The sequence below is a fragment of the Thioalkalivibrio sp. ALJ4 genome (assembly GCF_000377225.1).
Lineage (GTDB): Bacteria > Pseudomonadota > Gammaproteobacteria > Ectothiorhodospirales > Ectothiorhodospiraceae > Thioalkalivibrio.
This window is the reverse complement of sequence record NZ_KB897920.1, coordinates 112,139-125,158: the sequence shown is the minus strand read 5'-3', so window position 1 is coordinate 125,158 and position 13,020 is coordinate 112,139. Positions and strand designations below refer to the sequence as shown.

At 64.1% G+C, this 13,020-nt stretch carries 14 protein-coding genes; 12 read left to right on the top strand and 2 right to left on the bottom strand.

Translation table 11 applies throughout. The annotated features are described in order from the left end of the window. Positions 1–8 precede the first annotated feature (8 nt). A complete protein-coding gene (gene flgM, locus C936_RS0112050) occupies positions 9–323 on the bottom strand; it encodes a flagellar biosynthesis anti-sigma factor FlgM (protein WP_018139150.1) in 315 nt (104 codons plus the stop codon). Positions 324–454: 131 nt separating this feature from the next. Further along, on the bottom strand, positions 455–1,189 hold the full coding sequence (gene flgA, locus C936_RS0112045; RefSeq protein ID WP_018139149.1) for a flagellar basal body P-ring formation chaperone FlgA: 735 nt from the start codon (positions 1,187–1,189) through the stop codon (positions 455–457). A gap of 243 nt (positions 1,190–1,432) precedes the next feature. Between flgA and C936_RS0112040 the strand changes: the two genes are divergently transcribed. The 12 genes from C936_RS0112040 (at position 1,433) to flgK (ending at position 13,004) form a co-directional block, all read left to right on the top strand. Beyond that, positions 1,433–2,362 (top strand): chemotaxis protein, encoded by a 930-nt coding sequence (locus C936_RS0112040; RefSeq protein WP_018139148.1) that lies wholly within the window; start codon positions 1,433–1,435, stop codon positions 2,360–2,362. 273 nt (positions 2,363–2,635) lie between these two features. Continuing rightward, positions 2,636–3,451 carry a protein-glutamate O-methyltransferase CheR gene (locus tag C936_RS0112035; protein ID WP_018139147.1) on the top strand — a complete coding sequence of 272 codons (816 nt, stop codon included), beginning with the start codon at positions 2,636–2,638 and terminating at the stop codon, positions 3,449–3,451. 180 nt (positions 3,452–3,631) lie between these two features. After that, positions 3,632–4,042, top strand: coding sequence for a flagellar basal body rod protein FlgB (flgB, locus tag C936_RS0112030; protein ID WP_012982336.1), 411 nt, complete (start codon positions 3,632–3,634; stop codon positions 4,040–4,042). 36 nt (positions 4,043–4,078) lie between these two features. Then, positions 4,079–4,498: a flagellar basal body rod protein FlgC gene (gene flgC / locus C936_RS0112025; protein WP_018139146.1), complete on the top strand. Its 420-nt coding sequence runs from the start codon at positions 4,079–4,081 to the stop codon at positions 4,496–4,498. Positions 4,499–4,511: 13 nt separating this feature from the next. Next, positions 4,512–5,183: a flagellar hook assembly protein FlgD gene (locus tag C936_RS0112020; RefSeq protein WP_026278842.1), complete on the top strand. Its 672-nt coding sequence runs from the start codon at positions 4,512–4,514 to the stop codon at positions 5,181–5,183. 25 nt (positions 5,184–5,208) lie between these two features. Further along, a complete protein-coding gene (flgE, locus tag C936_RS0112015; protein WP_018139144.1) occupies positions 5,209–6,435 on the top strand; it encodes a flagellar hook protein FlgE in 1,227 nt (408 codons plus the stop codon). A gap of 29 nt (positions 6,436–6,464) precedes the next feature. Next, positions 6,465–7,205, top strand: a complete 741-nt coding sequence (gene flgF, locus C936_RS0112010) for a flagellar basal-body rod protein FlgF (protein WP_018174472.1) — start codon at positions 6,465–6,467, stop codon at positions 7,203–7,205. A 35-nt stretch (positions 7,206–7,240) separates the two neighbouring features. Further along, positions 7,241–8,029: a flagellar basal-body rod protein FlgG gene (gene flgG / locus C936_RS0112005; RefSeq protein ID WP_018139142.1), complete on the top strand. Its 789-nt coding sequence runs from the start codon at positions 7,241–7,243 to the stop codon at positions 8,027–8,029. Positions 8,030–8,033: 4 nt separating this feature from the next. Beyond that, a complete protein-coding gene (gene flgH, locus C936_RS0112000) occupies positions 8,034–8,732 on the top strand; it encodes a flagellar basal body L-ring protein FlgH (RefSeq protein WP_018139141.1) in 699 nt (232 codons plus the stop codon). Between the two features lie 86 nt (positions 8,733–8,818). Further along, positions 8,819–9,952 carry a flagellar basal body P-ring protein FlgI gene (locus tag C936_RS0111995; protein ID WP_369699445.1) on the top strand — a complete coding sequence of 378 codons (1,134 nt, stop codon included), beginning with the start codon at positions 8,819–8,821 and terminating at the stop codon, positions 9,950–9,952. Next, positions 9,952–11,007 carry a flagellar assembly peptidoglycan hydrolase FlgJ gene (flgJ, locus tag C936_RS0111990; RefSeq protein ID WP_018174474.1) on the top strand — a complete coding sequence of 352 codons (1,056 nt, stop codon included), beginning with the start codon at positions 9,952–9,954 and terminating at the stop codon, positions 11,005–11,007. The genes C936_RS0111995 and flgJ overlap by 1 nt, the downstream gene beginning before the upstream one ends. A 56-nt stretch (positions 11,008–11,063) precedes the next feature. Then, positions 11,064–13,004, top strand: a complete 1,941-nt coding sequence (gene flgK, locus C936_RS0111985; RefSeq protein WP_018174475.1) for a flagellar hook-associated protein FlgK — start codon at positions 11,064–11,066, stop codon at positions 13,002–13,004. Positions 13,005–13,020 lie beyond the last annotated feature (16 nt).

Here is a 13,020-nt window from a genome sequence, read left to right as displayed (position 1 = left end):
GGTCTCTGTTAGCGCAACAGGCTTTCCAGCTCGATCATGCGATCGGCTAGCTGTTCGTTGTCTACCGGGTACTGACCGTTGGAGATGGCCTCGCGCAGCTCGGCGACTCGCGCCTCGTCGAACGGGGCGTTGCTGGCGGCCCCGGAGGCGGCGTTCATTGCCTGCGCCGCGCCGGTCAGGGTGACAGAGTCATCCTGACGTACGGGTGAGGATGCATTGCCCTGGGCGCCTGCGTCGGGGCGAGAGGTCTCATCGCGGCCCTTCACGCTCGAGCTGTTGCCATCCGGGCGCAGGCCGGGGGAGTTCGGGCCTTTGATATCCATTATTCGGTTTCCTGTTTTTGCAATTCTACTGCAGGGGTTAGCGGCAGCACCGGCTGAAACTGTAGCCCCTTGAGCTGTGAATTTTCGATTCGCTTCACAGTTTGTGGATGGTGACGAGACACACCGCCATTCTACAGGGCAACGCGTACATGTCCGGACTCGAGCACCTCGCCTTCCACGACGCGTCCGGACGAGGTGTTCTTCACGCGGATGCGATCGCCCAGGATGCCATTCTCCAGCGCCTCGCCCTGCATGCGGATCACCACCGAGCCGTTCTCGGCCAGGATGGTGACGCGCTGGCCGCGGCTGACCACCTCGCGCTGGGTGACGTGCTGCTGGCCCAGGATCTGACCGGGCCGGATGTTGCGCCGGGTCTGCAGCCCCACCAGTTCGCCCTTGTTCTCGAAATAGCTCCCCGCATGGCGAGAGGTCTGAATTCGCTTGGTGCGCAGATCGCCGGGGAGGATCGTGTGCTGGCGTCGCAGGCTGCGGCTGGCGACCAGCACCTCGGCGTAGCGCTCGACCGTGACTGGCACATAGATCGACCAGCTGACGGGGGTCTCGCACTGAACCTGTACCGCCGTATTGCCATCGCGTCGCCCGCCGGGCGGGAACCGGGTCTCCAGTGCCTCGCTGCATCGGGCCAGGCGCAGGCGGTTGTCCAGCCGGCCGATCTGAATCTCTACCGCTTCGTCGCCTGGTGTGAGGTTCAACTCCTCCTGGATGAAGCGCTCCGCCGCCAGGCGGATGTTTTCCACTGCCTCGATCTCGGCCTGTGCCGCAATGGAGACCAGGGCCAGAACGACGCCCATGGCGGCCGAAAGCCACCAGGAGCGAATGGAAGGTTTGCGTGCTGACTGGTTCATTGGTCTGGATGCGCGTCGGCTTGTCAGGACTCGAGAGGTTTGCAGAGACGTGCAAGCAGAAAACATGCCAGGCAATCAGGAGCGTACCCTCAAGAGTCACAGCGGCCGGCCGTTATCGGGTCTAGAACGCGTGCAATCGGCATGCGACGGCGGGTTGTGGCATGACAGCGTCGGTCTGCGGGGTGCACACTGGGGCCGGCGAGTCGAGGTGGCTGGCCGCTGGGCGAGGGGGAGAGCAGGACAATGAGTCAATTCATTGACGATGTGAATCAGCGCACCCAGCTGGTGGGGCAGAACCGTATGGAGCTGCTCCTGTTTCATTTGGGGAGCTCGCAGACTTTCGGTATCAACGTATTCAAGGTGCGCGAGGTGATCCCGTCGCCGCCGCTGCGGCAGATTCCCGGATCGCTGAGTGTGGTGCGTGGTGTGGCTACCCTGCGTGGCGGAACCGTCCCCATCATCGATCTGGCGCGCGCGATGGGGCTGCGTACCGCCGTGGGCGAAACGGGCGACCACAAGGTGGTGGTGACCGAGTTCAACCGGTCGGTACAGGGGTTCTGGGTGTCCGCGGTCGACCGGATCGTCAACGTTAACTGGGAAGACGTGAAGTCCCCGCCTCGTGGGACCGGGCGCGAGTCGTTTCTGGTGGCGGTCACCGAGATCGACAACAAGCTGGTCGAGATCATTGACGTCGAACGGGTACTGTCGATCGTCAACCCGTTGCCATCCACGGTATCCGACGCGGTGCGCGCGGAGGCCGAGGAAGAACGCGCCAAGCATGGACAGCGCAAGATTGTGATCGTTGATGACTCCGTGGTCGCGCGCAAGCAGATCGAGGGTGCGATCAAGGGCCTGGGCTGGGAGTACGTGGTCTTCAAGGATGGTCGCGAGGCGCTGGATTTCCTGGAGGAGCAGGCCGAGGCCGGCACCGTGGACGAGGTGGTGGAGCTGGTGATTTCGGATATCGAGATGCCGCGCATGGACGGCTATACCCTCACCGCTCGAATTCGTGCGAACGATCGCCTGAAAGGCCTCCGGGTTCTGCTGCACTCGTCACTGAGTGGGGAGTTCAATACGGATATGGTCAAGCGTGCCGGGGCCGACGCCTTCCTGTCCAAGTTCAACCCCGACGAGCTGGCCGAGGCTGTGCTTGACCAGACCCGCAAGGACTGATGCCGGTGCCTGCGCCGTTTGCGTTAGTCGACCGAGTCGACCCTGGCGGCATGGAAGCGGTAACGGATTGCCGGCCGCATGAACATCAGCGGCCATGGCGCGCCGCATCGATCACCCGTTGGGATGCTGTCGGCGTCCGCGCGGTTGCACGTATACTGCATCCGTCCGGCATGGGGGATCGCGTGTTCCCCAGTCGGGTTTTCCGACACGCTGTCAAGGATTCGTCATCAACGTGCCCGTCCGCCCGTACCGTCGACTTTCAAGGATGACTTCGTGATCGACTCGCGTGACTACGAGGAGTTCTCGCGTTTTCTTTCCGAGTGCTGTGGCCTGGTGCTGGGCGACAGTCGTCAGTATCTCGTGTCGAGCCGACTGTCGCGGCTGCTGGACGAGTTCGGCTACAAGAGTGTGCCGGAGCTGCTGCACGCAATGCGCCAGGCACCCAACCCGCGCCTGCGCACGCGTGTGATCGACGCGATGACCACGAACGAAACCTCCTGGTTTCGCGATGGCTTCCCGTTCGAGATCCTGCGCCATGTACTGCTCCCGGAACGGGCGGAGAAAGGCGCAGGGATCAAGGTCTGGTCGTCCGGCTGCTCCAGCGGACAGGAGGCCTACAGCATCTCGATGGTGGCGTCCGAGTGGGAGGAATCGCGGCCCAAGCGTGTGGTGCCGGTATCGATCCTGGGTACGGATCTCTCGGAGAAGATTCTGGACGATGCCCGGCGCGCGGTGTACGACGGGCTGAGCATCGTCCGTGGCCTGAGCGAGGCGAGGCGCGCCCGCTTCTTCGAGACCGTGGCGGAGGGCCATCGCGTACGCCCGGAGATCCAGCGCCGCTGCCGTTTCCAGAAGCTCAACCTGATCGACAGCTATGCGGCGCTGGGCAAGTTCGACATCGTGTTCTGTCGCAACGTGCTGATCTATTTCTCCGCCGAGACCAAGCGACAGGTTCTTGACGGAATTGCCCGCCAGATGAATCCCGGTGGCTATCTGTTTCTTGGCGCTTCCGAGACAGCGGGTCCTTACACCCAGGCCTTCGAAACCGTTCGCACCGAGTACGGCTCCGTCCTTCGCCTGAAGGGCTGATCGGCCCTTTCCGCCTTTCCATACGGTCGCTCCCGCGATCCGGGCGCCACCCTCGGCGCTGCTCTCCCAACCTCTTTCGGCCCATAGTGGCACACCAATTGCTTTGTCCCTGTCGTACGGGGCGAAGCGGTTTCGTCCCGAGGAACCTGAAGTTCGCCAGTGGCGGACGGGGTACGACGGATGAGTCTCTCTCTCGACAAGGCGATGGGCATTCTCCCGGAGGCGGTGAACGTCCGTGCGAAGCGGATGGAGCTGCTGGCCTCGAATATCGCGAATGCCGATACGCCGAATTACAAAGCGCGCGATATCGACTTTCGCTCGGTGCTGCAGGCGGCGGCCGGCGAGGGCGGCAACATGCCGATGGCGAGCACACATCAGGGCCATATCGGCGCCGGCGGGGCGGGTGGTGCCAACGGGTCGATGGAGACGCTTTATCGCGTGCCGTCGCAGCCGTCTCTGGATGGCAACACGGTGGACCCGCAGCTGGAGCGGGCGGCCTTTGCCGAGAATTCCCTGCAGTACCAGAGCAGCCTCGAGTTCCTGAACCGCCGGGTTTCCGGCATCCGTGATGCTCTGCGGGGCGAGCGCTAATGCGAGCGCCAACGCTGGGAACAGGAGAGTGATGTCGTGAGTGATCTGTTTAATCTGTTCAACACCTCGGCCTCCGCGCTGACCGCGCAGTCGGTGCGGCTGAATACGGTCGCGTCGAATCTGGCCAACGCCAACACCGTGGCGACCAACCCCGACGAGGCCTACCGGGCGAAGCAGGTGCTGTTTCAGACCGTGATGAACCAGGCCGATCCGAACGGCGCCTCCAATGGCGTGCGGGTGGCGGGAATTGATGAGTCGCGCGCGCCGCCACAGGCGCACTACGAACCAAACCATCCGCAGGCCAACGAAGACGGCTACATCTTCCGTCCCGCGATCAGCGTGGTGGAGGAGATGGCCAACATGATGTCGGCCTCGCGCAACTACGAAGCGAACGTCGAGGTGATGGAGACCTCGCGCCAGCTGTTGCAGCGAACGCTGCAGATCGGCCAGGGCTAAACCGGAGCCTCCCATGACTCAGATATCACCCGAAATGCTGGACCGCTTGGGCCTGTCACGTCCCAAGCAGGACGACAAGGAGACGGATCGCCTGGGTCAGGACGATTTCCTGAAGCTGATGACTACCCAGCTGCAGAATCAGGACCCGTTTGAACCGATGGAAAACGGGGAGTTTATCGGTCAGATGGCTCAGTTCTCGACCGTCACGGGGATCGAAGAGCTTTCGAAGTCCTTCGAGAAACTCGCTCAGTCCATGGGCCAGAGCCAGACCCTGCAAGCGGCCTCCCTGGTGGGTAAGGACGTCCTTGTCCCAACCGACTTCAGCGAGTTGGGTGCGGATGGCACGGTGCGCGGCGCCGTGGATCTGGATCAGTCGACCGGGCAGTTGCAGGTCGAGGTGTACAGCCCCACGGGTGAACGCATCCGAAGCATGAATCTGGGTTCGGCCAGTGAGGGGCTGCAGGAATTCACCTGGGACGGTCTGCGCGATGACGGGACGCCTGCGGCCCCGGGCGTATATGAATTCCGGGCGTCGGCCCAGAGCGGTTCCAGTAGTGAATCAGTAGATGTCTTCCTCGACGCCCGCGTCGAGAGCGTTTCGGTAGGCGACGATTCCAGCCTGGGCCTGATGGTCCGTGGCCTGGGCGAGATCAATTTCTCGGATGTCCGGCGCATCAGCAGCTGACGGACTCTAACGGAGGTAGACCAGTATGCCCTTCAATATCGGATTGAGCGGACTGAACTCGGCGCAGGCCGATCTGCAGACCACCGGCAACAACGTCTCGAATGCCGGCACGACCGGTTTCAAGCGCTCGCGCGCCGAGTTCGGTGATGTCTTTGCGCAGAGTTTTGGTGGCGTCAGCCAGACCGCGACTGGGGGTGGTTCGCGTCTCATGGCGGTGACACAGCAGTTCTCGCAGGGACGCACGGAGTTCACCGAGAACGGTCTCGACCTCGCGATTGATGGCGAGGGCTTTTTCGTGATGAACGATGGTGGCAATCGTGTCTATACGCGCGCTGGCGAGTTTCAGGTAAACCGCGACGGCAACCTGGTGAACAACCAGGGGCAGCAGCTGCAGGGCTATCCGCCAATCAACCCGGGCAGCACGGATACTGATTTCAATACCGGACAGCTTGGGGATTTGCGTCTGCAGACAGGGGCCTCCGCGCCGCAGGCTACCAGTGACATTGAGGCTCTGGTCAATCTCCAGTCGGATGCTCCAATCCTGGATCCGGGCGAGTTCGAGTTCGATGATCCGGACAGCTATAACTACTCGACGTCCCTGACGGTGTATGACTCGCTGGGGACGTCCCGCGATGCGCGCATCTACTTCGTGAAGAGCGACGAACGAGAGTGGACGGCCTTCATGAGCGTTGACGGCGAGCCGATCAACGAGGAAGAAGGCTTCGAACTCTCTTTTGACGCCAGTGGCCAGCTGGATGGCAACACGGAATTCCCGTTCTCCACGGAAGATTTTACCAACGGGGCTGAAGGTCTGGACGGGACGATCGACTTTGCCGGGACCACTCAGTTTGGTGGCGACTTTGCGGTGAACGATCTTGGCCAGGACGGGTTCGCTTCGGGCCGGCTGACGGGGGTCGACATCGATTCCAGCGGGGTGGTGTTCGCGCGCTTCACCAACGGCCAATCTTCCGTTCTGGGGCAGGTCGCTCTGGCCAACTTCACCAACCCACAGGGCCTGGAGCAGCTGGGCAACAACAACTGGGCCGAGACCTTTGCGGCCGGTGATCCAGTGTTTGCCTCTCCGGGCACCGGCAACCTGGGCGAGATCCAGGCCGGTGCCCTGGAGGCCTCGAACGTCGATATCGCCCAGGAGCTGGTGAATCTGATCACCGCGCAGCGCAACTTCCAGGCGAACGCGCAGACGATCTCCACGGCCGACCAGGTCACCCAGACCATCATCAACATCCGCTAGGTCAGGGACAGGGACACGAGGGCACAGGCATGGATCGATTCCTCTACATCGCGATGTCCGGCGCGAAGGAGACCATGCACGCGCAGGCGGTCAACAACCACAACCTGGCGAATGCCAATACCGACGGCTTTCGCCAGGCACTGGCCAACGCGAACACCGTCCCCGTGCGGGGTCCGGTATTCGATTCGCGCGACTACGCACAGCTGGGCACCGACGGCACGGACTTCTCCAAGGGCCAGATGCAAAGCACCGGTCGCGATCTGGACATCGCGATTGAAGACCAGGGTTTTATCGCGGTGCAGGGCCCGGACGGTGAGGAGGGTTACACCCGGGCGGGTTCCCTGCATGTGGATGCGTTCGGGCTCTTGCGCACCGCACAGGGGCACCAGGTCCTGGGGGATGGCGGCCCGATCGCGATCCCGCCGTCGGAGAAGATCGAGATCGGCACGGACGGCACGATCAGCGTGCGCCCGCAGGGAGTTGGGCCGGAGGCCCTGGCCGCGATCGAGCGTATCCGCCTGGTGAACCCGGACGTGAATGAACTGGAGCGCGGCGATGACGGCCTGTTCCGCATGGCCGACGGCGGCGAGGCGCCGCCGGATGCCGAGGTGCGGGTGGTCTCGGGCATGCTCGAGGGCAGCAACGTGAATACCGTCGAGGCGCTGACCCGGATGATCGAGCTGTCTCGCCACTTCGAGATGCAGGTAAAGATGATGGACAGCGCCAACACGCTGGAACAAAGCAGCAACCGGCTGCTGGGCCTCGGCTGACGCGGCCCCCATTGCAGGACTGACAGGAGAGCACCATGAACCAGGCACTGTGGATTGCCAAGACCGGCCTCGACGCGCAGCACACGCGCATGTCGACGGTCTCGAACAACCTGGCCAACGTGAATACCACCGGCTTCAAGAAGGACCGTGCGGTGTTCGAGGATCTGATCTACCAGACCGTACGCCAGCCGGGCGCCCAGGCCACCCAGGATCAGCAACTGCCCTCGGGGCTGCAGATCGGTACCGGTGTGCGCGCCGTGTCCACCGAGAAGATGTTTACCCAGGGTAACCTGCAGCAGACCGACAACTCGCTGGATGTCGCGATCGAAGGGCGGGGTTTCTTCCAGGTCCTGATGCCCAATGGGGACATTGGTTACACACGGGACGGCAGCTTCCAGCTCAATGCCGATGGCGAGGTGGTGATGTCGAACGGCTATCCGCTGCAGCCGGGCCTGTTCGTGCCGCCGGATACCCAGTCGCTGGCGATCGGCAAGGATGGGACCGTGACCGCGCAGATCCCGGGGCAGGCCGAACCGGTGGAGCTGGGGAACATCCAGCTGGCGGACTTCGTGAATCCGGCGGGTCTGCAGGCGATGGGCGAGAACCTGTTCCAGGAGACTGCGGCCTCCGGCGTCGCCCAGCAGGCCCAGCCCGGGCTGAACGGTACCGGCACCCTGGTACAGGGCTCGCTGGAGACCTCGAACGTGAACATCGCCGAGGAGCTGGTGAACATGATCGAGACCCAGCGCGCCTACGAGGTCAACTCCAAGGCGATCTCCGCGGCCGACCAGTCGCTGCAGTTCGTCAACCAGACGATCGGGTAGCGCGATGAACCGGCTTGAGACCCTGATGCGACCGATCCTGGGCCTGGCGGCTGTGGTGGTGCTGTCCGCCTGCGCCGCGACCCAGCCGACGATGCCCGGGGACAACCCGGACTACAACCCCGTGATGCCGCCGCAACCGGTGCCGCAGGCCCAGAACAATGGCGGCATCTACCAGGTCGCGCAGTCTCAGGGCCTGTTCGAGGACTACAAGGCACGCCAGGTGGGCGACATCCTGACCGTGATCCTGGCCGAGAGCACCCAGGCGCAGAAGTCCGCCTCGACCTCTACGCAAAAGGATTCGAACCTGGATCTCGGCAATCTGCAGGCGTTCGGCGGCGAGGCGACCCACCGTGGCCGTCCGTTGTTCGGTGCCAGCAATACCAGCAGCCGTGACTTCGATGGCTCCGGCGACTCGTCGCAGAGTAACCAGCTGGATGGCGAGATCACCGTGACCGTCGCCGAGGTACTGCCGAACGGCAATCTCGTGGTGCAGGGCGAGAAGTGGCTGGGCATCAACCAGGGCGAGGAATACGTGCGCTTTCGCGGCATCGTGCGCCCGGTGGACGTGACGACCAACAACACCGTCTTGTCGACGCAGGTGGCCAATGCGCGGGTCTACTACGGCGGCACGGGTGTGCTGGCCGACAGCAACACGCCCGGGTGGATCACCCGCTTCTTCAATAGCCCCTGGTGGCCGTTCTGAGCGGGAGATCCGAGATGCAACGAACAGGGTACAAGTCGCATCGGCGCAGCATGCGCCGCATCGCAGGGCGCGTGCTGCCCGGTCTGATGGTCGCCATGGGGCTACTGCTGGGCGGAATCGCCGGCGCGCAGGCCCAGACAGCGATCCAGCAGCAGGCGGCGATGCAGGAGCGCACCTACACCGAACGGGTCAAGGACGTGGCCAGTGTCTTCGGCGTGCGCGAGAACCAGCTGGTGGGCTATGGCCTGGTCGTGGGGCTGGACGGTACGGGCGACCAGACCACGCAGACCCCGTTCACCATCCAGAGCCTGAACAACATGCTCGGCCAGCTGGGGCTGACCCCCGAGGCCGGCAACCCACAGTTGCGCAATGTCGCGGCCGTCATGGTTACAGCCGACCTGCCCCCGTTCGCCAAGCCCGGTCAGCGCATCGACGTGACCGTCTCCTCGATGGGGAACGCGACCAGCCTGAGGGGCGGGACCCTGCTGATGACGCCGCTGAAGGGCGCGGACGGGCAGACCTATAGCATCGCCCAGGGCAACCTGGTTGTGGGCGGTTTCGGTGCCGAGGGGCAGGACGGGTCACGGATCACCGTGAACGTCCCAAGTGTCGGCCGTATCCCGAATGGCGCGACGGTCGAGCGCGAGGTGCCGACGGCCTTTGCCCAGGGCGATCACGTGACCCTGAACCTGAACCGTCCGGACTTCACAACGGCCAACCGGCTGGTGGAGACCGTCAACGACACGTTTGGGCCTGGCGTGGCACATGCACTGGACGGATCCTCGGTGCGTGTGCGCGCGCCCCAGAACCCGGACCAGCGCGTGGGTTTTGTCGCCGAGCTGGAGAACCTGCCCATCGAGCGAGGTGCGCCCCCGGCACGGGTGATCGTGAACTCGCGCACCGGGACCGTGGTGATCGGCTCCAGCGTGCAGGTGACCCCGGCGGCGGTCTCTCATGGCAGCCTGACCGTCACCATCAGCGAGGCCCCGCAGGTGGTGCAGCCGCTGCCCTTTGCCGAGGGCGAGACCGCGGTGCAGCCGCAGACGGACATTGCCATCCAGCAGGACGACAGCACCATGTTCCTGTTTGACCCCGGCACCTCGCTGGACGAGATCGTGCGCGCGGTGAACAACGTGGGCGCGGCTCCGGGTGATCTGGTGGCCATCCTCGAGGCCCTGCGCGAGGCGGGCGCCCTGCGCGCGGAGCTGGTGGTCATCTGATGATCTCCTCCGGCCACGATTTCTCCATGCAGGCACGCTCGGCGCTGGCCAGCGACCCGAGCGGCCTGCGTGACCTCGGGCGCGCCGCCCAGGGAGGCGGGGACGAGGCGCTGGAGGCGGTCGCACGCGAGTTCGAGGCGATGCTGATCGGCCAGATGCTCAAGCAGATGCGCGAGGCCTCGCTGGGCGACGGACTGTTCGACAACGAGCAGAGCAAGATGTACCTCGAGATGCAGGACCAGGAATTCGCCAAGTCCATGAGTCAGGGGGACGGGATTGGACTGCGCGAGGTACTGATGCAGCAGCTGTCGCAGCAGAGCCAGCCGCAGGACGGGCAGGGTCTGCGGGATCCCGAGCGGCTGGCGTCCCTGGATCTCCCGCAACGCCGGGGTGACCTGAATTTCCGGCGCCTGTCCGACGAACAACGCGAACTCGAGCCCGTCGCGCCCGTGCGTCCTGCACAAAGCGACACGGGGGCTGGAGCCGGTGAGCTCCAACGGCTGGGCGGTGCGCCGAGCCCGCTGGCGATCGACTGGCCGCCACGCGACCCGTCCGAGTTTGTTGCGACACTGGAACCCCTGGCACGGGAAGCGGCTGCCGACCTGGGCGTGGAGCCCGGCATCCTGCTGGCGCAAAGTGCCCTGGAGACCGGCTGGGGACGGCACGTGCCCTCGCGCGAGAACGGCCAGCCAAGCTTCAACCTGTTCGGGATCAAGGCCGACTCCCGCTGGGAAGGGGATCAGGTCGCCGTGGGCACCCTTGAGTACCGTGATGGCGTGGCCCAGCGCGAGCAGGCACGTTTCCGCGCGTACGCCGATCCGGCGGATTCCTTCGCTGACTACGTCGACTTTATCCGCAACAATCCGCGCTATCACCGCGCCCTTCAGGCTGGCGACGATGTCCAGTACATCCGTGAGCTGCAGGCCGCCGGCTACGCGACCGACCCCGCCTATGCGGACAAGGTGCTGCGGGTACGTGACCAATTGTCGGGCTACGTGAATCCGGAGCCGACTCAAGCATTGGCCGAGCCGGCCGTTACCCGAAACGAGGGGTAGACCATGTCGCAGACACGTAAATCCAGCTGGGCGAGCCTGACACGGAGGGGCGGGGTATGAGTGTCTCCGGTATTGGGACCTCCGCGCTGCTGGCGTTTCAGCGCGCGATCGGCACGACCAGCAACAATATCGCCAACTCCGCGACCGAGGGCTACAGCCGTCAGCGCACGGAGCTGGGCAACCTGAACCCGCAGTTCCTGGGTGGCTCGTATCAGGGGCAGGGGGTCGGCGTGGATGCCATCCGGCGCATCTCGGATGACTTCGTCAACACCCAGCTGCGCACCAGCATCTCCGAGCAGTCCAACGCCCAGGCTAAGGCGGATCTCGCCGGACGGATCGACAACCTGCTGGCGGACGAGGCCAGTGGCCTGGCGCCGGTCTTGCAGGGGTTCTTTGATGCCGCCTCCGACGTGGCCAATGATCCGACCTCCAATGCTGCACGCACGGTGTTCCTGACCGAGGCCGAGTCGCTGGCCGAGCGCTTCAAGGCCATCGACGGGCGCCTGGAGGAGCAGCGGCGCATCCTGAATGGGCAGATCGAGACCAACGTCAAGGAGATCAACCAGCTCGCCGAATCGCTGGCGGGCCTCAACCGCGAGATCGTTGCCAAGAGCACCCAGGGCACACCGAACGACCTGCTGGACCAGCGCGACCGTGTGCTGAACCAGCTGGCGGAGAAGATCGACGTCACCACGGTCGAGCAGGACGACGGCGCGCTGAATGTGTTCATCGGCAATGGTCAGGCGCTGGTGCTGGGCGGAACCAACCAGTCGCTGGTGGCCGAATCCTTCTCCGGGGACCCGGGCAAGTTAGAGGTCGGTATTCAGTCGGGCAGTGGGGTAGCGAATGTGACTCGCTTCCTGCAGGGCGGTGAGCTCGGGGGGCTGCTGGAGATTCGCGACTCGGTCATCGACCCCGCGCAGAACACCCTGGGTCAGATCGCCACTCAGTTGGGACAGGCCTTCAACGAGCAGAACGCCCAGGGTCTCGATGCCGATGGCCAGATCGGGGGCGACATCTTCGGGATTGGCGAACCCGCGGTCTGGGGACGTTCCAGTAACGTCGAGAGTGGTGTCCCGGGCGTTGAGATCGCTGACGCCGACCGGCTGACCACATCCGACTACCGTCTGCGCGTAAACAGCGACGAGGAGTTCGAACTACTGCGGCTGCCGGGCAATCAGGTGGTGGAGATGGAAGACCTCGGCGACGGTCGCTTCCGAGCCGACGGCATGATCATCGACGTAAACGAGCTCGATAATCCCGATGACCCCACGGAGGGCGACAACTGGCTGATCCAGCCGACCCGCAATGGCGCGCGCGACCTCGAAGTCGTCTTGGATGACCCGGCCGGGATCGCCGCAGCTGCAGCTCTCCCAGAGGCGACTGTTGCCGACGGGGATGACTGGAGCGGTACGGTAGATGCCCTCGAAGTTGCCGACGGGTTTGATCCATCCTTGCTGGACAGCGCGGCCACTATCGTTATCGATAGCGATACTGACGAATACGTGGTCGAGGACGCCGATGGCAACGAGATTGGCCGGGGGGCAGTGAATGGTGGGGATGCGGTCACACTTGAGACTGAGCATGGCTGGTCGATCACGCTCAGCGGTGAGCCCGGTCCGGATGACCAATTGACCATCGGGCTCGACCGCGACCGGCCGGGGGATAACCGCAACATGCTCGAGATGGCTGATCTGTCCGAGGCTCGCACAGTTCAGACGGAAGACGGCGAACGTCGTGTACCCGGCTTTGGCGATGCCTACAACAGCCTGATCGCGAATGTCGGCACGCGCACGCGACAGGCCAATGTGGCGCTGGACTCCGCGAATGCCCAGCTGGAGCAGGCCAAGGCCCAGCGCGAGTCGATCTCGGGCGTGAATCTGGATGAAGAGGCCGCCGACCTGATCCGCTACCAGCAGGCCTATCAGGCCGCCGCCCAGGTGATCCAGGTCAGCAATTCGCTGTTCGACAGCCTGCTGGGCGCGTTCCGCCGTTAAACAGCTGGCAATTCGA